The organism is Roseivivax sp. CAU 1753 (genome assembly GCF_054482575.1).
The window spans coordinates 58352-77998 of sequence record NZ_JBTLRF010000009.1 but is presented as its reverse complement, the minus strand read 5'-3'; the positions used below and the strand labels follow the sequence as shown (position 1 = coordinate 77998).

The window sequence follows — 19647 nt, the reverse complement described above, 5'->3', positions numbered from 1 at the left end:
TGCGCCCGGGTTATGCGCCCCGATCACACGACCCGGGTGTCACTGACCGCGCCGCGCGCGCACGTCGTCATCCGAGGGCAGGTAGTCGGCCCCGTTGCGATAGCCCCAGTCCACCATGACGCCCGCGCCGTCCTGCCGCGCGAGGGTGCCCACGAAGGCCCCCATGGTCGACTGGTTGTCGATCTGGCGATAGGTGATCTTGCCGATGGGTCCGGTCACCTCGAGCCCCTCGAAGGCGGCACGGATGGCGTGGCTGTCGGTGGTGCCCGCCTCGCGCAGGGCGGCGGCCACCGAAAGGCCGGTCATGTAGCCCACCAGGCTGCCGTTCTTCGGGCTCTCGTCGAAGCGCGCGGTGTAATCGGCGACAAAAGCGGCATTGGCGTCGCCCTCGAAGGCATACCAGGGATAGCCGGTGACGACCCAGCCCTCGGGGGCTTCGTCGGCCAGCGGTTCGAGGTATTCCGGCTCGCCCGACAGAAGGCCAAACACCGCGCGCCCGTCAAAGAGGCCCCGGTCGCCGCCCTGGCGCACCAGCTTGGCCAGGTCCGGCCCGAAGGTGACGTTGAAGATCGCGTCGGGCTTGGCCCGCTCCAGCGCCTGCACCTCGGCCCCGGCGTCGATCTGAAAGAGCTGCGGCCATTGCTCGGCGACAAACTCGACCTCGGGCTTCAGCGCGCTCAGCGCGTCCTTGAAAGCCGCGACCGCATCCTTGCCGTAGGCGTAGTTGGGGGCGATGGTGGCATAGCGGACCGCGTCGGTCTTGGCGGCTTCTTCGGCCAGCATGGCGGCCTGCATGTAGGTCGAGGCGCGCAGCCGGAAGGTCCAGTCGTTGCCCTGTTCCCAGACCAGCCCGTCGGCCAGCGGTTCGGAGGCGAGGTAGACCCATTGCTTCTGCGCTGCCACCGACGAGATGGCGAGGCCGACGTTGGACAGGATCGCACCGGTCAGCATCACCGCGCCTTCGCGGGTCATCAGTTCCTCGGCGATGCGGACGGCCTCGCCCGGTTCGCCCTGATCGTCGCGGAAGATCACCTCGATCGGGCGACCGTCGATGCCGCCTGCCGCGTTGACTTCGTCGACGGCCATCTCGTAGCCCTTGCGGTAGGGTTCGGCGAAGGCGGCCATGCGCTTGAAATGGTTGATTTCGCCGATGCGGATCGGCTCTGCGTCCTGCGCGGTCGCGGGCATGGCTAGCAGCGCGAGGCCCGCGGTGAGGGTGAGGAAGGTTCTGCGGATCATCGGGCCGCTCCTTGTGAAAGTCCCTGTCGCGCCCGTCTTTACGCGAGGCGGGGCTGCGAATGTAAGCCCTTTCGGGCGCAAAACCCGCAACACGCCCTTTCCAAGCGGTGGCGGGACTGCTTGGTTGGGGTGTCGGGCAACGGAGGAAAAGGCATGACACAGGGGCGAGGGCGCCGGATCGGGGCGGGCGTGGCGGCCCGGAAGCGCGGGACACGGGGCCGCCCCGGAGCGTTGCGGTGAAGACGCATATCCGCGACACCAAGGACGGCCCGCTGTGGCAGGTGACGCTGGGCGCGGGGGTGCCGGGGTCGGGGTCGGAGGGGCCGGGGTCGGGGTCGGAGGGGCCGGGGTCGGAGGGGTCAGAGACGGAGGGGCCAAGGCCTGGCAGTCCGGGGGCGGGGCGTGTGACCGCGACGGTGACCAATGCCGGGGCGGCGCTGGTCGACTTGCGGCATGCGGGCGTCGCGCGCCCGCTGGTGCTGGGCCATGCCGACCCGGAGCGCTACCTCGAAAACACCGATTTCTTCGGACCGATTGTCGGCAGGGTCGCCAACCGGATCGCGGGTGCGCGTGCCATGGTCGGTTCCCGGTCGTGCCGGTTCGATGCCAACGAGGGCGATCTGACCCTGCATGGCGGGTCGGACGGGGCGTGGCGCAAGCTGTGGACGCTCGACCATGCGGATGCCAGCCGCGCGCGGTTTTCGCTGCGCCTGCCGGACGGGCATATGGGGTTTCCCGGCACCCTCGATGTGACGGCGGAATACCGGGTGTCGGGGGCGGCGCTGCGCCTGACCGTCACCGCCACCAGCGACCGGGAGACCCTGTGCAACTTCGCCAGCCACGCCTATTACGCGCGCGGGCCGGAGACGCGGCTGCAGGTGGCGGCGGACAGCTATCAGCCGGTCGATGCCGCGAATGTGCCGCTGGGCGACCCGGCCCCGGTGGCGGGCACCCGCTTTGACTACCGCGCGGGCAAGCTGCTGGCCGAGCCGATCGACCACAACCTGTGTCTGGCGCGGCACCGGGGGCCGCTGCGCGACGTGGCGCGGCTCGAACATCCCGATTGTCGGCTGGTCTTTGCCACCACCGAGCCGGGCCTGCAGGTCTATGACGGGCGGCACCTCGATGTTGCGGGCGGGCTGGAAGGGCGGCATTATCGCGCCGGTATGGCGGTGGCGCTCGAGCCGCAGGCCTGGGTCGATGCGCCGAACCGCGGCTTTGCGGATCAGGTCGTGCTGCGCCCCGGCGACAGCTACCGGCAAGACACCCAGATCACCGTGGAGACCACATGACCGAAATGCCTGCGCCCGATCTGCCTGTGAAGGACCGCTTTCATCTGCCCGAGGGCGTGATCTACCTTGATGGCAATTCGCTGGGGGTGCTGCCCCGAGGCGCCGCGTCGCGCGCGGCGCGCGTCATCGAGAGCGACTGGGGCGACGAGTTGATCCGGGCCTGGAACAGCCGCGACTGGATGGCGCTGCCCGCGCGGGTCGGCGACCGGGTGGCCGGGCTGATCGGTGCGCCCGAGGGGTCGGTGACCATGGGCGACACGCTGTCGATCAAGGTCTTTCAGGCGCTGTCCGCGGCGCTCGAGATGCGGCCCGACCGGCGGGTGATCCTGTCGGATGCGGGCAATTTCCCGTCCGATCTCTATATGGCCGACGGGCTGGTGCGGCATCTGGCGCGCGGCCACGAGGTGCGCACGCCCGCCCCCGAGGATGTCGCCGGTGCCATCGACGATACCGTGGCCGTGGTCATGCTGACCGAGGTCGACTACCGCACCGGGCGGCGGCATGACGTGGCCGCGATCACCGAGGCGGCGCATGAGGCAGGCGCTGTGATGATCTGGGATCTGGCGCATTCGGCGGGGGCCTTGCCGGTCGACGTGGCGGGCTGTGGCTGCGAATTTGCGGTCGGGTGCAGCTATAAATACCTCAATGGCGGACCGGGTGCCCCGGCATTCATCTACGTGCGCCCCGATATCGCGGACAGCATCGACCCGGTGCTGTCGGGCTGGCTGGGCCATGACGCACCCTTCGCGATGGAGCGCCGTTACCGCCCTGCCCCCGGCGTGGAACGGATGCGGGTGGGCACGCCCCCCATCGTGCAGCTTGCGATCCTCGACGCGGCACTGGACGTCTGGGAGGGGGTCACGCTGGAGGCGCTGCGGGCCGCGTCGGTGACGCTGACCGAGCGGTTCATCGCCGAGGTCGAGGCGCGCTGCCCGGACCTGACGCTGGCGTCGCCGCGCGCCTCCGAAGCGCGCGGCTCGCAGGTGTCCTTCGCGCATCCCGACGGCTACGCCATCATGCAGGCGCTGATCGCGCGCGGCGTGATCGGGGATTTCCGCGCCCCCGACATCCTGCGCTTCGGCTTCACACCGCTTTATGTCGGCGAAGCGGATGTGGTGGGCGCGGCAGAGATCCTGCAGGAGATCATGCAAAGCGGCGTCTGGCGCGAGACGCGGTTCCAGACGCGGGGACGGGTGACCTAGAAGGGCGCGGCTGACCTGGGAACGGAAGCACTTTGTCCCGGCCAAGTCGGCCCAAAGAATGAACAAAGCGCCAGCGGCGCAAAAGCGCCAGCCCGCCACTCCAAAGGCGTGCCAATTCAAGCTGCGCACCAATGGCGCGACGGACGGGCAGGCGCAAGGCGCGGCGGCTGCAAGTGGTCTCGTTCCGCGCCTCGGGGCCTCCCCCTCAGACCTCGACGATCTTGCCGGGGTTCATCAGGTTCAGCGGATCGAGCGCGCGCTTGATGTCGGCCATCACGTCCAGCGCATCGCCGTGTTCGTCGCGCATATAGGCCATCTTGCCGGTGCCGACGCCATGCTCTCCGGTGACCGTGCCGCCAAGATCCAGCGCGATGCGGTTGACCCTGGAGGCCAGCGCGCGGGCGGCGGCGACTTCCGCGGGGACGTCCGGATCGATCAGGATCGACAGGTGGAAATTGCCGTCGCCCACATGCCCGACCAGCGGTGCGACAAGACCCGCCTCGGCGATCTCGTGCTTGCTGCGGGCGATGGCCTCGGCCAGCGCCGAGATCGGCACGCAGCTGTCGGTGACGAGGCCCCGCGCGCCTTGCCGCAGGGCCTGGGCCGCGTAATAGGCGTTGTGGCGCGCTTCCCAAAGGCGGCTGCGGTCCTCGGTCCGGGTGGCCCACCGGAAATGCGACGCGCCGTGGTCTTCGGCAATGTCGCGAAACGCCGCCACCTGTTCGGCGACGCCCGCCTCGGTGCCGTGAAATTCCAGGAACAGATGCGGCTGTTCGGGCAGGCCGAGATCGGGATTGTAAAGCGCCATGCCGCGCATCTGAACCTCGTCCAGAAGCTCGATCCGGGCCAATGGCAGGCCCGACTGGATCGCGAGGATGACAGTATCGACGGCGCTGCCGATATCCCCGAAAGCGCAGGTCGCCGCCGAGATCCTCTCGGGCTGGCCGAAGAGGCGCAGGGTCAGCGCGGTGATGATGCCGAGCGTGCCTTCGGAGCCCACGAAAAGATGCGTCAGGTCATAGCCCGCCGCGGATTTGCGCGCCCGCGTGCCGGTCCGGATCACCCGCCCGTCGGCCAGCACCACCTCGAGCGCCAGAACGTTCTCGCGCATGGTGCCGTAGCGCACGGCGTTGGTGCCCGAGGCGCGCGTCGCGGCCATGCCGCCCAGCGTCGCATTGGCGCCGGGATCGACGGTGAACATCAGCCCCGTCGCGCGCAACTCCTCGTTCAGCGCCTTGCGGGTCACGCCGGGCTGCACGACGACGTCGAGATCGTCCGCATGGACCGCAAGCACCCGGTTCATCCGGCTGGTGTCAATCGAGATGCCGCCATGCAGCGGGATCACGTGGCCCTCCAGCGATGAGCCGATGCCGAAGGGCACCACCGGGCAGCGATGGGCATGGCACAGCGCCATGATCTGCGACACTTCCGCGGTGGTTTCGGGGAAGGCCACGGCGTCGGGCAGATGCGGCGTGGCATAGGCCTCGTCGCGGCTGTGCAGGTCGCGGATCGACGCCCCGGTGGAAAGCCGATCCCCCAGCACTGCGCCAAGCGCCGCGATCACCGCGCCATGCGGTCGGGACTGGTCTGTCATGGGTCTGCTCCTGCCTGTGCGGCCTCAGGCTGCCGCTTGCGCGGAATCAATGCAACAATCTTGCGTTTTTGACACGCCGAAAACCCGCCCCGGCTTGAGAATGGGGCCGTCCATGCGTAAATATCGGGGGCGGGGCACGGCCTTGCGCCTGTCTGGCGGTGCGCGCGGGTCCGTCCCGGGTTGGCGGTGCGGAAAGGCGGCGGACGACCGCAGGAAACGCCGCGGAGGAACGATCCATGTCCAAAGCGGGCGATCCATTCGAGACGGTGCGGGCAGGTGCCGCCTATGCGCGTCCGCGCCTGCGTCCTGAGCTTGTCATCGAGGACCGCGCGGCTGCGACGGGCCTGCGGTCCGGCCCGGCCTATGTGGTGCGCGATCCGGAAAGCGGCAAGTCGCTGGACATGACACAGGCCGAACGCGAGTTGTTGCTGCGCGCCGATGGCAGGGCCGACCTGCGGACGTTGCACGCGGGACAGTCGGCGCTGAAGCCCGAACAGGTTCTGACCTTCTTCCGCCAGTTGCATGTCCGCGGGTTTCTTGCCAGCGCCGACAGCGCCCCGCCGGTCGCCGAGACCGCGTCCACCACATCCGCCGCGACAAGAGGGCGACCCGCGCGCCCGCTGATGCAACGCCGCATGCGCGCGGCAGAGGCGGCGGCGGCCCAGAACCGGAAGACGCGATCCTCCCCTGCTGCCGATGGCACCGCAGAGACCGCGGCGCGCAAGGCCCGGAAAGTGGCCGCTCCGGAAAGGGAGGGGTCGCCTGCGGCCCCCGCGCCGAACGCGAAAGGCCCGGTGGCGGACGCGTCGAAACCAAAGGCCGCGCCATCCGGCACCCGGACGCCGGACGCGACCGGGGCCAGGGCCGAGGCCGAGACCCAGACCGACACGGCCAAGACCCCGAAGACCGAAGCGCCTGTGCAAGCGGCCAAGCCCGACCAGACGTCCGAGACGCCGCAGGGTGCGGGCGGGTCGGGGACCAAGGGCACGGTCGAGACACCGGAGACGACAGGCAAGACCGACACGCCAAGGGACGCGGGCAAACCAGAGGACTTGGGCAAGCCAGAGGACACGGGCAAGCCAGAGGACACCGTCGCACCAAGGGACGCGGGCAAGCCAGAGGACACGGGCAAGACCGATACGCCCGCCACGACGGTCCCCGACGGCGCGCCCGAAGCCGAAGTCCGGACCCAGGATGACACCGCCAGGTCCCTCGCAACCGCGCCGGACAGCGGGGCGAAGGCGGGGCCGAAGGATGCCGCATCGAAGCCGGGTGCCACGCCCCCGACGGCGGTCGCGCCCAAGCCGGTGCCGACGGTCAAGCCTGTGGTGACGTCCCGGGCGGTGACCGACAGGGCGCTGAGGATCGCCGAGAAGGCGGAAAAGTCCGCAACCGCGCGCGAGGCGGCGCGGCAGTCGCGCAGGGCGACACGACGGGCGGGCCCCGCACAGGCCGCGCAACCCGCGCAACCCGCACGGGATCAGGAGGCGCGCCCCGCCGCGCAGGGCCGCCGGGTCGATGCCGCCAGCGCGCGGAAGCCGCCTCAGGATCGGTCGGCGTCGGCCCGGTCAGATGCGGCCCGGGCAGATGCGGGGCGGTCAGATGCGGGGCGGTCCGACAGGGCACGGATCGCGGCTGCGGTGCCGGACCAACCGGCGCGCGGCGGGCGCACGCCCCGAAGTGGCGATGCCTTCGAGGTGATTACCGCCAATTTCCGACCCGAACGCGCCAAGGCCGATCCGATCGACGAGAACGGGTTGTTCGACGATCTGGGTCTGGACGACGATCTGGACGATCTTGGCTTCGGCGGTGCTGCGGGGTTCGGCGGCATGCGCGGCGGCGGCGGTGGCTTTGGCGGCGCCGGTGCGGGCGGCCAGGGCGAACGGTTGCGGGCGCTGCTGACCGCGCGCCAGGGTGGCGGCATGGGTGGTGGCGGCATGGCCGGTGCCATGGGTGGCGGCGGCATGGGCGGTGGCATGGCCGGTGGCGGCATGGCGGCGGCCATGGGCGGTGCGGGTGGCGGTGGCGGTCGGGCGGGCGGCAGAGCCGCGGCGCCGGCCGATCCCGAGGACGGCCCCGCGCGGCTGCCGCTGTTCAACCCGACGGCGCTTCTGAAAACGCTTTATATCGCGGGTTACCCTCTGAAATACTTCCTCTGGATGGTGGTGCCGCTGGTTCTGGTCGCGGGCATGATCTGTATCCAGAACTGGACCGATCTGTCGCGCGACCTGCAGGCGAGCCTGTCGCAAATCTCGCGCATCTGGCTGGTGCTGGTGGCGGCGGGCACGGTCAACCTGATCCTGCGGCTGGCGCAGGGCGTCGCGATCGTCGCCCATGGCGGTCGGGTCAGGCGCATCGGGCTGAAGGTGATGCTGGGGGTGCTGCCACGCTTCTATATCGACCTGTCGGCGGTGCGCGGGCTGGACCGGAGCGGGCAGCTCTGGGCCTATGGCGCGCCGCTGCTGGCGCGGCTCGGGGTGTTCGCGGCGGGCACGATCCTGTGGTCCATCACCCGCGAAAGCGGCACCAACCTCGCGCAGGCAAGCCTGCTGGCGGCCAATATCGGGCTGATCATGTTCGTGATCAGCGCCTTTCCGCTGTTTCCCGCCGAAGGGCAGCGCTGGGTCGCGATCTATGTGAACGAGCCACAGCTTTTGCCGCGCACGCTTCTGGTCCTGCGGCGGACCTTCTTCGGCGGCACGCTGCCGTCGCAGATGGAGGGGGTCGGCACCGGGCCGTACCTGCTGTTCGGACTGGCGGTGGTGATCGCCTCGGCGGCAGGTGTCCTGACGCTCGCGACCTATATCTTCCTAGGGCTGGAGCAGGATCTGGGGGGCACCGGGGTGGTGATCTTCCTGGGGCTCGTCGGGTCCTTCGTGGTCTGGCTGCTGGGGCTCAGGGCGATGGTCGGACGGCGCTTTCGGCAGGCCGGGCTGGCGGGCGGCGGCGGTGGCCGTGGCGCGGGCGGCGGGGCGGCGATGGCGATGGCGGGCGCACCGGCGCAGGCGGAATTGCAGGCGCATCCGCTTGAGCAGGTGGCGGATCCGGGGGCGGCCTCCGCGGCCAGCGGTGTGGCCAAGGTGATCTGGGCGCTGGTGGTGACCGGGCTGCTGGCGGTGGCCTTCCTGCCCTACAACTACGAGGCGGGCGGCCAGGTCGAGATCTTGCCCGCCGCGCGGGCGCAGGCGGTGGCGCGCACCGACGGCGAGGTCATCGAGATGTATGTCGGGGACGGCGATCTGGTGGCCCGAGGCGACGTGCTGGCGCGGCTGTCCAACTGGGAGCAGCTGAACGCCCGCGACGTCACCCGGTCGCGGCTGAGCGCCGCCGAGGCCACGCTGGCCAAGCTCGAAGCCGGGGCCAAGGCCGAGGAGATCGAGGTCGCACGCACCCGTCTGGCCAGCGCCGAGGCGGCGGTCCGGTTCTCGGCGCTCGAGGTCGAGCGCAGCCGCGAACTGGTCAAGCGCGGCACCATCAGCGCGTCGGAACTGGAAAAGGCCGAAAGCGCCTATGAGGCCGATCAAAGCCAGCTGTCGACCGCCAGGGCCAATCTGGCGCTGGTCGAAAGCGGGGCCACCGAGGAAGAGCTGGCCATCGCCCGCGCCGATGTGGAGCAACTGACGCTGGAACTGGCCTACCGCGAGGCGGAGATCGAGCGCACCCGCATCGAGGCGCCGATGGACGGGCGCGTGGTCACGCCCGAGTTGAGCCTGCGGTTGGGCAGTTTCCTGAAGGTCGGTGAGACCCTGCTCGAGATCGAGCGCACCGATCAGGTCAGCGCCGCCATCGCGGTGCCCGAATCGGATATCAACCTTGTCGCGCCCGGGGCCACCGTGCGCATGAAGGTGCGCGGTTACCCCGACGAGACCATCGAGGGCACCGTTTCAAGCATTGCGCCCGCCGCCGAGGATACCGGCTACGGGCGCACTGTTCGGGTTGATGCGGTGTTCGAGAACGCGGACGATTTCCTGCGCTCGGGCACCACCGGCTATTCCAAGATCGAAGCGACGGAAATGCGCGTCTGGGAGGCCTATCTCAGGTCGGTCCGCCGCTTCTTCCAGATCGAGTTCTGGTCCTGGATCCCGTAGCGGTCAGTTCACGAAATTGCCGATGATGCCGCCAAGGCTCTGGCCCAGTTCACGCAGGGCAGAGGTGTTGATGGTATCGACCTGATGCTCGGCGGAATTGAGATAGAGCACTTCGACCGAGGCACCGGCATTGCGCAGGATGCTCAGCGTCTGTTCGGTCGACGGGAAGCCCGAGCCCATCAGACGGTCGCCCTTGCCGCCGCCGGCGATCGGAACCGTTTCGTCACGCCGGCCCTGGATGTGCAGGATGCGCACGCCCGAGGCGCTGGGGCAGCTGGAGGCGACGAAGGGGGCGGCCATGCCGATCACGCCGGTGATGCTGCCCGGCCGCGTGCAGGCGTAGCGATAGGACATCATGCCACCGTTCGAATGCCCGGCAAGGTAGACGCGGCCCGGATCGGCGATGCCCTGTGCCACAAGGGTCGAGATCGCGGCGGAGATATAGCCGATGTCGTCGACGTTCTGTTCCATCGCGGAGCCGCAGCAGGACCCGGCGTTCCAGGTTGCGCGGTCGCCCACACGGAACTGCGGCGTGCCATAGAGGTAAACCGCGTTGATCCCGCGCGCCGCCAGTTCGCTGCCGATGGGCGCCTTGGCCTGCATCTTTGAAACGCTGCTGAGGCCCCCGTGCAGGATGATGACCGTGCTGCGCGGACCCGCGCCGCCCGACAGCAACTGCATCTGTCGCCCGTTGGCCGACAGCATCTGCGAGCCGCCGGTGTAGGATGCCTGGGCGACGGAGGTGGGTGCCGGAGCGGTTGTGGCGGAACTGCTGCCCCGGTCGCCGCGACACGCGGCAAGAACACTCAGGCTTGCGACAAGGCCGCAGGCGATCAAAAGGGATTTGCGCATTTATTCGGGTTCCATTCTGTCGTTGGTGTCAAAAATCGACGCAAGGCCCGATGGTCGGCGGATCACAGGAGATAATCAAGAATTTCCGACGGCGCGTCGGCCTGCTCGGCTTCGGCCAGAACCTGTTCGGACGCCGGGTCCGCCAGATCGACCGACCAGGAATAGAGCATCGAGAACTTGTCGGTGAACGCCAGGTTCACCTGCATGACGATCACCATCTCGTCGTCGAAATACTCGGGCACCTCGAAGCGGACGGGGCCGGGATCGAAGAAGAACGGCACGTCGAGCGTGGCCACGGTGACCCAGGTGTCGCCGTGATCCAGGCTTTCCAGCACGTAAAGCTCGCCGGTTTCGGTATCGTCATAGGTCAGGTAGAGGCGTCCGTCATCCTCGGCGCTGATCTGTACCGAACTGACCGATCCCGCGCTGTCCTCGAACACCAGCGCCTCGCTCCAGCTTCGGGAAAGGGCGTCATATTCGAGCAGGATCAGCGTGAGATCGGGGTCGACGACCGCCACATAGGTCGAATCGCCCACCTCGACGGTGCTGAAATGGGTGGCGTATTTGCCGATCGCGCCGCCGCTGTAGACCTCTTCGTAGCTCCAGCTTGAGGTCGCGGGCGTGTACCCGGCCCAAAAGATGCCGTCGGACGTGGCATAAAGCACCCCGAAGCCCGAGGTGGTCGCAAGCACACGGGCCGCGCCGGCTTCGGCGTCGAGAACGTCGATCTGGGTGTTTGTCCAGGTGTAGCCGCCGTCGTCGGAATAGGCGAAGTTGATCTCGAGCCCGGCATCGGTGGTTTCGGTATAGGCCACCAGCACGAGGCCACGGTCGGACACCGCGATGGTCGGGTGCGAGATGCCCGAGGATTCGACCCCGTTCGCGACGACCTGCTGGGTCCGGGATGTCCAGGTATTGGCCTCGGTGTCGTATTCGAGACGCCAGAACACGATCTCACCGGCGTCGGTCGAAAAGACCACCGCCGCCGTGTCGCCATCAAGGACCATCCGGATATCGGCGCTGCTGCCGATGCCGTGCTGGCCGATCAGCATGGAGCGTTCCCAGGTCACACCGGAATCGGTGCTGGTCATGATCACGGTGCCCTGCCCGAGCCCCATGTTCACCATCAGGTGCAGATCGCCATCGGATGTTTCGATGATATGGTCCTGCATCCGCGACACGATCATCTTCGGGGACATGCCCTTGGTGGTCGGAATCGCACCGAGCTTCGTCACCGGCGCCAGATCGGGCGGTGCGAAGATCAGGGTTTCGGCGGCACCCGAGACATCGAAGAAATGGGTCGCAGGTGCCGAAGCCGCATTGGATGACGCGTTCATGACGCAGGTCCATTTAAAATAGCTTAAATAGACCTTAACTCTTTATTAACGTTGACGCCAAGTCAACGAACTTGGGAGGTCGTCTCAGGCAGGCTTGTGTTCGGCCTGCAGGAAATTCACGACATCCCCGACGGTTACGTCATCGACGTAAGCACCGTCCTGGATGAACAACTTCTCGAAGGGCAGGCCCTTGGTGCCGAGCTTCTGTTCGAGCGCGACGCAGAACTGCACCACGTCAATCGATTCGAATTGCAGCTCTTCGATCAGGGTCGTCTCCGGGCCGATCTCTTCCTCGATCTCGAGGTCCCAATCCTGGGTGGTTTCCTGCAACACCGTGATCACGGCGCTTTGCAGGGCTTCGGTCGCATCGTCTTTCATTCCGTACTCCGTCGTAGCGCGTCTCTTGTCGTCAGGACAGGCGCGTGGCCGCGACCTGCAACCAGTTCCGAGGCACTTCGGTGATATTCAGGTTGCGGAACGCCCGATGAACCCCGTCTTGCATGCATTGGCTGGCGATGTCGACCGGATAGCCGCTCATCAGGACTTCGGCAAGACCGCCATAGCCGCCGATCGCCGCGAGGCCGTCTTCGGTGATCGGCATCACGGTCTGATGCGCGTCGTCGATCCGGAAGCCCGCGTCGCGCGCGGCGTCGCACCATCCGTCCTGGGTCAGCCAGTCGGTCTGGCGAAAGGCCCGCCCGACAGTCCCGCGTTTGCGGGGCACGGGTTTTTCGCCCGCCGCGCGGCGCGCCGCGTTGATCTCGTTCATGGCGATCACGGCTTCCTTCATCATCTCGGTGAACACCGCCTCGGTGCCCTCGACGAAGGTGCCGGTGTAGAAGACCGAGTTGAACACGAAGGTGCCGCCGGGGCGCAGCACCCGCGCCACTTCGGCAAGAAAGGCGGTGCGGTCGGGCATCATGTGGATCGCGTTGCCGATCACCACGAGGTCGACCTCGGCGTCATCAAGCGGCAGTTCCATCGCCGAGGCCACCCGCAGATGCGCCCCGCCCTGCCCCGCGCGGGCGGCGGCGCGCCAGGCGTCGAGTGTGCCGTGCAGGGGCACGTTGTCGGCGGTCAGGCCGCGCGTGGCCAGATCCACCTGCACCGGGTCAAGGTCGATGCCGCAGATCGCAAGGTCGGGCTTGCGACCGATCAGCAGCCGCGACAGCAGACCGGTGCCGCAGGCCAGATCGGCGACGCGCGTCACCGCGTCAAGGTCGATGGCCGCGATCATCTCGCGGTTGACCGCGATGTAATTCTCGTCCTCGGCATAGGTCTCGTATGAGGTGTCGCCCGGCGTCATGGGAATCTCCGTCTGATTATTCTGCGTCAACTGCGGCGCTAAGCCGTTCCGGGTCCACGTACCACAGGACCGTGCGGGCAATGAACTCTTCAAGTGTGCCTGGCAGAAACGGTCTGGGATCGCCATCGAGCAGACGGTGCCCGCCGCCCTCGATGATGACAAGCCAGACATCCGCGCCGTCCGGACCACCGGCCCAGTAATGCACGTTGGCGGACTTGCCGCCGATGCGGAACCGTTGCTGGCGCGGCGCGCCGGAGACGCGGTTGTGTCGCTGCCAGAAGGCGACGGTGTCATCGACCGACAGCAGGCGGCCCTTGACGGTCATGCCGCCGATATCGAGAACCTCGCCGCCCTTCCAGGGGATGATCGGGTCGGCCTCGCCCTGGATCAGCATCACCGGCGTCGGCGCACCGAGGGTCGCGCCGGTCGCCACAGCTTCGGGCAGGGCCGAGGCGACGGCGACGGTGATCACGGGCTTGTCGCGCGCCTCGATGGCGTAGCGCTGCGCGAACATCGCGCCGTTGGATGACCCGATCAGCGCCAGCGGCACTGTGTCGAGGCCCAGCGCCTCGCGGCTGGCGGCATGCAGCGCCTCGACGAAGCTGCGGTCGGCGGGCCAGCCCGGCTCCAGCGGCGGGCGGCCGTCGGACCAGTGCTTGAGGGCCTGCGGAAAGGCGATGTCGTGGCCGAAGGAATGGATCGCGCCGCAAAGGCCCGAGCGTTCGGCAAAGGCCCGCGCGGTGCCGTTGCCGCCATGAAACCCGAGGATCAGCGATGCGGCGGGCGCGCCGACACGGGCCAGCGGCGGCAGGCAGAGGTCGCGCTTGCCGTAGCGCGTCTTGATCCGCACCGCGCGCGGCTTGGGCGTGGCTGATGTGCCGGTGCCACCGGACGATCCGCGCCGGGCCAAGTCAGCCGGTCCCGGCGGGTGCGTTCGGCTGGCCGAGCCAGACCTCGAGCCCGCCACGCGGATTGTCGGCATAGGCCCAGCCGTCGGGCTTGGCGTCATCGCGCACGGCGACGCGCGGACCGAAGACGTTTGCGGTGCCCACGAACAGCCCCGAGGGCGTCGAGACAAGGTTGCGGATCCCCCAGTTATACGGGTTGTCGAAGCCGCGACGGGTCACCGGCATCCAGTTTTCGCCATCGGCGCTGCGCCAGAGGTCGGCCCCGCCCTCGTTCTCGACGATGGTTTCGGCCCCGACCCGGTCCAGCAGGCCGCGCACCATGCGCGGGGCCTGTTCGTAGATCGCCCAGCGCAGGGTGACCGACCAGTCGTAGCTGCCGCAATAAAGCCAGCCGTCATGCACGCCCATCGACCACATGTAGCCGTTGAAGAAATTGCCGAACCCCGCCTTGAGCCCGGAAAGCGGCGCGCGCCCGTCGTCGTCGCGGTCGCCGACGATGACGTCGACGCTGTCGTCGGCATTGATGCGCAGCACCTCGGCGGCGGCGGGGCCGACGTTGTTGACCCGGTCGAGGCCGCCACCCTGGATGCCGGTGCCGACATAGAGCGCGCCGTTGAACGCGGTCATGCAGGCCACCGCCTGGTTGAGCGGCCCGCGCCCCGCGCCCCGGTCGATCACCTTGCGCCAGCGGTAGGGATAGGGCCCGAGGGCGGCGTCGGCGGGGGTGCCGTCGGTGGCCCAGACCTGCAATCCGTCAAGGTTGAGCGTGCCGGCGTAAAGCTGGTCATTGGCCACGGCGAGGCTGAAGATGCCCTTGTTGCCCGGATCGTCGAAGCCGGGCGGATTGACGGTCTGCCAGTCGCCGGCCTCGGGGGTGGCGGAGCCGTAGATCAGCGGCATGTCGGTGGCGTTCTGCTGCCCGCCGGTGGTGCCGCGCTGCGCGGTCGGGGCAAAGTGCATGGCACCGCGAAAGGTGGTCAGGCTGCGGGTCACCGAAAACGGCGGGTCGATGACGCCGTACGGGGTCACCGGATCGAAGCGGGTGCCGTCATAGCTGCGCAGGATCAGCCCGCCCGGCGCGCGCCCCGGGGCCCAGGCCGACACGTAAAGCGCCGGTTCGGGGTCGGTCGGGCCCTGATACACCGCCATGGAGCGGTAACCGATCTCGCGCGGGACGGGCCTGCCGTCGAGCCCGTCGACCATGGGGGCGCGGAAGGTCATGTCCCACTTTCCGGTGACGGGATCGAAGGCCCAGATCTGCGAGCGGCGATCGAGCTTGTAGAGCCCGTCCATCGTATCGGGGCAGTCCACCGGCCAGATCGTCAGCGGCAGTTTCGCAAAGGCCGACTGGAAGCGCAGCATGCACATGTTGGACCGTGTGGTGCCCAGGTAGAGGCGGCCTTTGAACCAGGCCATGGAATGCGCGTAATTGTTGTGACCGTCGCCCAGACCGCCCTCGCCGACGCGGCTGAAATTGCGCAGCGACAGGCCCTTGGGCGGGATCGCGGGGGCGCGGAGGGGGGCGGTCATGCGGGGGGGTTGCCGCGGCGTTTGCGCATCGGGATCGGCGACAGCACGGAGTTGAGAAGGAAGGCGTCGCGCGGCAGGGTCACGAGGTAGTGCACGAAGGCCGCGACCCTTTCGGGCGTCAGCATGTGGCGCGGTTTCAGCGCGGCGGTGCCGGACTGGTCCCAGAGGCCGGTATCGACCGCGTCGGGCAGCACCGTCTGCACCCGCACGCCTTCGCGCTGGACCTCTTCGGCGAGGCTTTCGGACAACCCGACAATGCCGAACTTCGAACTGGCATAAGGCCCGTCGAAGGCGCGGCCCTGCTTGCCCGACACCGACGAGACGTTGACGATATCGCCTTCCTTCTGGGCCAGCATCGCGGCCAGCACCGCGCGGTTCGACAGGAACGTGCCGGTGAGGTTGACGTCGATCACCGTCTTCCATTCGTCGAATGTGGTGTCGGCCACGGGTTTCAGGCTGCCGCCCACGCGCAGGATACCGGCGGCGGCGACAAGGATGTCGATGCGGCCCGTCGGGGCCAGCGCGGCCTCGGCCATGGCGGCCATGTCTGCCTCGGAGGTGATGTCGGCGGCGAAGGCGGTGGCTGTGTCGCCCAGATCGGCGGCCAGTGCCGCGATGCCGTCCGCGTCGCGGTCGACCAGCAGCACATGCGCGCCTTCGCCAGCCAGCTTGCGCGCCACCGCGGCCCCGATGCCGCCCGCGGCGCCGGTCACGATGGCGGATTTCCCTGTCAGGGTGTCGGTCATGCTCATGTCTCCTGTCAGGTCCTGTCCTTGCGCGTCGGCATCGGCAGAAGGTGCGGGTCGGTCACGTCCATCTCGCGGCAAAGCTCGGTCAGGCCGATCAGCGCGGTGGCGAAGCTTTCGGGCGTCATCCTGCCGCCGAACGCGCCATCAAGCAACGTATCGGCGATCAGCGGGGTATCGACCGCGCCCGGAAAGACCGTGCGCAGGCGGATGCCGTCTTCGGCCAGTTCGCGGCCCATCTCGCGGCCCAGCGCGGCGAGCGCGAACTTGGTGGCGCAATAGGCCGGGGCCAGCGGCGTGCCGCGCAGCCCGTGCGGCGTGGTCGAGGAGGACACGTGGATCACGTCGCCATCCCCGGCGGCGCGCATCAGCGGCAGCGCGGCCTGCGTCGCCAGAAACACGCCGTGCAGGTTGACGTCGATGGCCTGCTGCCACTCGGCCAGCGTCAGATCGCGGGTGCGGGGCGGCAAGGCCCCCTGCCCTTCACGGCCCAGCACCGCCGAGGCAACCAGAACGTCGCAGCGCCCGATGGTTTGCAGACGGTCCGCGAGGTCGGCCATGGCGGCGGGGTCGGCCACATCGAGCGCAAGGGCGGCGTGGGCAATGCCCGGGCCCGCGGCGTCGAGATCGGCTTGCAGCGCGCGCAGCTTGTCCGGCGCACGGCCTACGCCCAGCACGCGGTAACCCCGGCGGGCAAATTCCAGCGCCATCGCACGGCCGATGCCGCTGGTGGCCCCGGTGACGACGGCGACGCGGTGCGGATCGCGGGTCATGCGCCCCTCCGCTTCAGGGCGGCGCGCAGACCGGGGCGGCCCAGGCGGCGCGCGGCATCGCGGCGGCGGGCGGCAAGGCCCGGGCTGTCGACGCCGGCCAGAAAGGTCGCCAGCGCGCGGGCAAAGAGACGCGGCTTGACGATGGGAAAGAAATGCCCCGCCCCCGGCACCACGATGCGGCGCGCGCCCGGCAGGCGTTGCAGCAGCGCATCGGAGGTGGGCAGGCAATGCGATTGCGCGCCGTAGATCAACAGCACCGGCAGCGCGAGTTCGGACAGCCGGTCGATGGCGACGGCGCTTTCATCCTCGAGATCATGCGAGACGGTGGTGTGCGAGACCAGTTCCTGCCAGCGCGCCGCGCCCCGAGCGCCCATTTGCCGCGAGCGCAGGTTGATGCCGCGCCTGCGTCCTCCGCCAGCCCCGCCGGGACCCGCCGCACGCGCCGCGCGGGCCCGGGGCCCACGTTCGGCAAGGTTGCCACTGGCCAAGGCCGCGCCGCCGCGCGGACCAAGCGAGGCGAGCAGGCGGAAGTCGATCTCGGACTCTTCGTCGGGGAAGCTGGTCACGCCCTCGGCGGCAAGCTGCTTTTTCCACACCGGCCAATGCGCCCAGTCGCGCAGGCGCATCGCCGGTTGCAATTCGCGCAGCTGGGTGTCGGCGATGGTCAGGCTGGCGAAGCGGTCGGGCTGCTGCTGCGCCATGACGATGGCCACCCGCGCGCCATGGCTGTGACCCACCAGATGCGCACGGTCGATCCCGGCGGCATCCATCACCGCGAACATGTCGCGCGCCATCTGGTCCAGCCCGTAGCCGCGATCCGGCATCGAGCTTGCGCCGTGGCCGCGCAGGTCGGGCAAGAGCAGCGCGCGGTCGCGGCCCAGATAGCGCACCGCGCCGAGAAACCAGAAGGACAGGTTCGCCCCCAGCCCGTGAATCATCACGATCGGGGTCGGAGACGTCGCCGGATCGACCCCGATCAGCTGATAGTTCAGCGCGACATGCGGCAGGGTGAGGGTTGTCATCCGGGCCGCTCGTCAGTCCATGTAGCCGAGCTGCTTCATCTGCCGCAGCAGCGCCTCGCGCTCTTCCGCGCTGGGTTCGGCGCGGTCTTCGCCCGACGCGTCGGCGGTTTTCGTGATGCCGGATTTGGTGCCGGTGATGCCGGGCACCAGCGCCTCGGTCGGCACGCGGCCTTCAAGGTTCTTGGGCACCGGCAGGCCCAGAAGCGTCAGCATCAAGGGCGCGATATCGAGCAGGGACAGCGCATCGACCTGTTCATCCTGCCGGAAAGCGGGGCCGTGGCCGATGAAGATGCCTTCGGGGCGGTGGGTGCCGTCGACCAGATCGCGCGGCTTGACGGTGGCATCCGAGGCGATGATCGACACGAAGCCGCCATCGCGCAGCTTGAGCGTCATGTCGGGGCACGGCTCCACGAAGGGGGTGCCGCGCATCTTGTTCATGTCGAGCCCGGCCAGCACCGGCTTGCCGTCGGCGTCTTTCCAGTCGAGCAGTTCGGCGCGCAGTTTCAGCGCCACATCCATGTAATTGTCCGGCGTCACGCCGGTGCCGTCGCCATTGTCGGGCTTGAGGAAGATCGCGTTCGACGACGGCGTCGGGCAGAAGGCGGTGGTGCGCTTCCAGTCGATCATCGCCTGATGATCCTTGAGCTTGTCGGCGGCCAGTTGCGCGCGCCCGTAGCCATGGCCGCCATCGCGCCAGTGCAGGTAGCCTTTGTCGGCAAGCCACTGGTTGATGTAAACAATCTCGTCGGTGGGTCCGAAGCCGTGATCCGAGGTCAGGATGACGTTGGTATCGGGGCCCGCCGCCTCGACCATGCGGCGGATGTTGTCGTCCATGCGCACGTAGAAGTCGGTGACGAGGCGATGCACCTTGTCGGTGTGTTCGCCCGGCTCGCCGGAATAGCAGTCGGGGTCCATGTAGCGCCAGAACAGGTGCTGCACCTTGTCGGGGCCGTCCAGAACGATGGCGGCAAGGTCGGTCGGGTCCTCGGTCAGGATCTTGCACATGACGTCGGTCCAGGCCTTGTCGCGGACGTTCTGCAACTCGATCCATTCCTCGTGCTCGTCGGCGTCGAGCCCCTGGACGACCTTCTTTTCCTCGCCGATATCCATGCCGAGGTCGCGGTAGTCGAAGTCTTTCGAGGCGCGCAACTCGTCGAAGAACGTCGTCGGGCGGATGCCGCCGCGCAGGTGTTTCCACGGCACGAAACCCGAGGCCACGTAGCCGTCGATCTCGGGCGCGGGATAGAAGCCGAAGAAATTGAGCGCGGTCGCCCGCTTGCCGCCGCGATTGGCCATGGAAAAGACCGTCTCGGCGTGGTTGTCGCGGCGGTCGTTGATCTTGAGGAAGACGCCGCCGTCATCGAGAAAGGCCGGGCGCAGGAAATCGTAGATTCCGTGGGTTTCGGGACTGACGCCCGTGGTCATCGAGGTCCAGGCGGGCGGGGTCAGCGGATTGCGCGTCGACATCAGCTGCGCCACCGTGCCGTTGCGGATCAGGCTGGTGAGAAACGGCAGCTTGCCTGCCTCGGACAAGGGCTTGAGTAGGGTAAAGGTGGCCCCGTCAAGGCCAATCATGAGGACGCTCGAGGACACGGGACGCTCCATTTCGACTTCAAATTCTTGCTGCACAGCAGCAACTCAAATAGACACTCGATGCCCAAGACACCAGACCCCGGGCGTCTGTGGCCCGGAAATATGGCGCACAGCCTTGCATCGGCGACGGCCTCTGCTACGAAAGACCACTAATTTTGCACTGGT

The 19647-nt window shown here is 68.3% G+C and carries 15 protein-coding genes; 3 read left to right on the top strand and 12 right to left on the bottom strand.

Features of this window, described 5'->3' with window-relative positions; genetic code table 11:
- Window positions 1–39: 39 nt before the first annotated feature.
- Entirely contained in the window at window positions 40–1239 is a 1200-nt protein-coding gene (locus ACXYMN_RS16455; RefSeq protein ID WP_459014748.1) for an ABC transporter substrate-binding protein, read from the bottom strand.
- A gap of 236 nt (window positions 1240–1475) precedes the next feature.
- Between ACXYMN_RS16455 and ACXYMN_RS16450 the strand changes: the two genes are divergently transcribed.
- Together ACXYMN_RS16450 and kynU are read left to right on the top strand one after the other, a co-directional pair.
- Complete coding sequence (locus ACXYMN_RS16450; RefSeq protein ID WP_459014747.1) at window positions 1476–2531, top strand: aldose epimerase family protein; 1056 nt, start codon at window positions 1476–1478, stop codon at window positions 2529–2531.
- Window positions 2532–2536: 5 nt separating this feature from the next.
- Window positions 2537–3733, top strand: a complete 1197-nt coding sequence (kynU, locus tag ACXYMN_RS16445; protein WP_459014820.1) for a kynureninase — start codon at window positions 2537–2539, stop codon at window positions 3731–3733.
- A gap of 205 nt (window positions 3734–3938) precedes the next feature.
- On the opposite strand, the gene ACXYMN_RS16440 is transcribed toward kynU, so the two are convergent.
- The gene (locus tag ACXYMN_RS16440) at window positions 3939–5327 is read right to left on the bottom strand and encodes an FAD-binding oxidoreductase (RefSeq protein WP_459014746.1); all 1389 of its coding nucleotides are present in this window, start codon (window positions 5325–5327) and stop codon (window positions 3939–3941) included.
- Between the two features lie 236 nt (window positions 5328–5563).
- Between ACXYMN_RS16440 and ACXYMN_RS16435 the strand changes: the two genes are divergently transcribed.
- The gene (locus tag ACXYMN_RS16435; RefSeq protein WP_459014745.1) at window positions 5564–9415 is read left to right on the top strand and encodes an HlyD family secretion protein; all 3852 of its coding nucleotides are present in this window, start codon (window positions 5564–5566) and stop codon (window positions 9413–9415) included.
- A 3-nt stretch (window positions 9416–9418) separates the two neighbouring features.
- Here the strand turns inward: ACXYMN_RS16435 and ACXYMN_RS16430 are convergent, their stop codons facing one another.
- The 10 genes from ACXYMN_RS16430 to ACXYMN_RS16385 all read right to left on the bottom strand — a co-directional run bounded on the left by ACXYMN_RS16430 (window position 9419) and on the right by ACXYMN_RS16385 (window position 19482).
- Window positions 9419–10267: a CE1 family esterase gene (locus ACXYMN_RS16430; RefSeq protein WP_459014744.1), complete on the bottom strand. Its 849-nt coding sequence runs from the start codon at window positions 10265–10267 to the stop codon at window positions 9419–9421.
- A 62-nt stretch (window positions 10268–10329) separates the two neighbouring features.
- Window positions 10330–11604, bottom strand: coding sequence for a sialidase family protein (locus ACXYMN_RS16425; protein WP_459014743.1), 1275 nt, complete (start codon window positions 11602–11604; stop codon window positions 10330–10332).
- Window positions 11605–11688: 84 nt separating this feature from the next.
- The gene (locus ACXYMN_RS16420) at window positions 11689–11982 is read right to left on the bottom strand and encodes an acyl carrier protein (protein WP_459014742.1); all 294 of its coding nucleotides are present in this window, start codon (window positions 11980–11982) and stop codon (window positions 11689–11691) included.
- Window positions 11983–12013: 31 nt separating this feature from the next.
- Window positions 12014–12910: a class I SAM-dependent methyltransferase gene (locus ACXYMN_RS16415; protein WP_459014741.1), complete on the bottom strand. Its 897-nt coding sequence runs from the start codon at window positions 12908–12910 to the stop codon at window positions 12014–12016.
- Between the two features lie 16 nt (window positions 12911–12926).
- Complete coding sequence (locus tag ACXYMN_RS16410) at window positions 12927–13820, bottom strand: CE1 family esterase (protein ID WP_459014740.1); 894 nt, start codon at window positions 13818–13820, stop codon at window positions 12927–12929.
- Window position 13821: 1 nt separating this feature from the next.
- Window positions 13822–15348 carry a hypothetical protein gene (locus tag ACXYMN_RS16405; RefSeq protein WP_459014739.1) on the bottom strand — a complete coding sequence of 509 codons (1527 nt, stop codon included), beginning with the start codon at window positions 15346–15348 and terminating at the stop codon, window positions 13822–13824.
- A complete protein-coding gene (locus ACXYMN_RS16400) occupies window positions 15345–16094 on the bottom strand; it encodes an SDR family oxidoreductase (protein ID WP_459014738.1) in 750 nt (249 codons plus the stop codon). Before ACXYMN_RS16400 ends, ACXYMN_RS16405 begins: the two co-directional genes overlap by 4 nt.
- Before the next feature lie 14 nt (window positions 16095–16108).
- Window positions 16109–16867, bottom strand: a complete 759-nt coding sequence (locus tag ACXYMN_RS16395) for an SDR family oxidoreductase (protein ID WP_459014737.1) — start codon at window positions 16865–16867, stop codon at window positions 16109–16111.
- Entirely contained in the window at window positions 16864–17889 is a 1026-nt protein-coding gene (locus tag ACXYMN_RS16390; RefSeq protein ID WP_459014736.1) for an alpha/beta fold hydrolase, read from the bottom strand. The genes ACXYMN_RS16395 and ACXYMN_RS16390 overlap by 4 nt, the downstream gene beginning before the upstream one ends.
- A 12-nt stretch (window positions 17890–17901) precedes the next feature.
- Window positions 17902–19482: an alkaline phosphatase family protein gene (locus ACXYMN_RS16385; RefSeq protein ID WP_459014735.1), complete on the bottom strand. Its 1581-nt coding sequence runs from the start codon at window positions 19480–19482 to the stop codon at window positions 17902–17904.
- Window positions 19483–19647 lie beyond the last annotated feature (165 nt).

Excerpts from the sequence above, each read along its gene's own strand:
- ACXYMN_RS16425 (WP_459014743.1), bottom strand. The coding sequence starts at position 11,604 with ATGAACGCGTCATCCAATGCGGCTTCGGCACCTGCGACCCATTTCTTC.
- ACXYMN_RS16400 (WP_459014738.1), bottom strand. The coding sequence starts at position 16,094 with ATGACCGACACCCTGACAGGGAAATCCGCCATCGTGACCGGCGCCGCG.
- ACXYMN_RS16430 (WP_459014744.1), bottom strand. The coding sequence starts at position 10,267 with ATGCGCAAATCCCTTTTGATCGCCTGCGGCCTTGTCGCAAGCCTGAGT.
- ACXYMN_RS16455 (WP_459014748.1), bottom strand. The coding sequence starts at position 1,239 with ATGATCCGCAGAACCTTCCTCACCCTCACCGCGGGCCTCGCGCTGCTA.
- ACXYMN_RS16405 (WP_459014739.1), bottom strand. The coding sequence starts at position 15,348 with ATGACCGCCCCCCTCCGCGCCCCCGCGATCCCGCCCAAGGGCCTGTCG.
- ACXYMN_RS16390 (WP_459014736.1), bottom strand. The coding sequence starts at position 17,889 with ATGACAACCCTCACCCTGCCGCATGTCGCGCTGAACTATCAGCTGATC.
- ACXYMN_RS16395 (WP_459014737.1), bottom strand. The coding sequence starts at position 16,867 with ATGACCCGCGATCCGCACCGCGTCGCCGTCGTCACCGGGGCCACCAGC.
- kynU (WP_459014820.1), top strand. The coding sequence starts at position 2,537 with ATGCCTGCGCCCGATCTGCCTGTGAAGGACCGCTTTCATCTGCCCGAG.
- ACXYMN_RS16435 (WP_459014745.1), top strand. The coding sequence starts at position 5,564 with ATGTCCAAAGCGGGCGATCCATTCGAGACGGTGCGGGCAGGTGCCGCC.
- ACXYMN_RS16420 (WP_459014742.1), bottom strand. The coding sequence starts at position 11,982 with ATGAAAGACGATGCGACCGAAGCCCTGCAAAGCGCCGTGATCACGGTG.
- ACXYMN_RS16415 (WP_459014741.1), bottom strand. The coding sequence starts at position 12,910 with ATGACGCCGGGCGACACCTCATACGAGACCTATGCCGAGGACGAGAAT.
- ACXYMN_RS16440 (WP_459014746.1), bottom strand. The coding sequence starts at position 5,327 with ATGACAGACCAGTCCCGACCGCATGGCGCGGTGATCGCGGCGCTTGGC.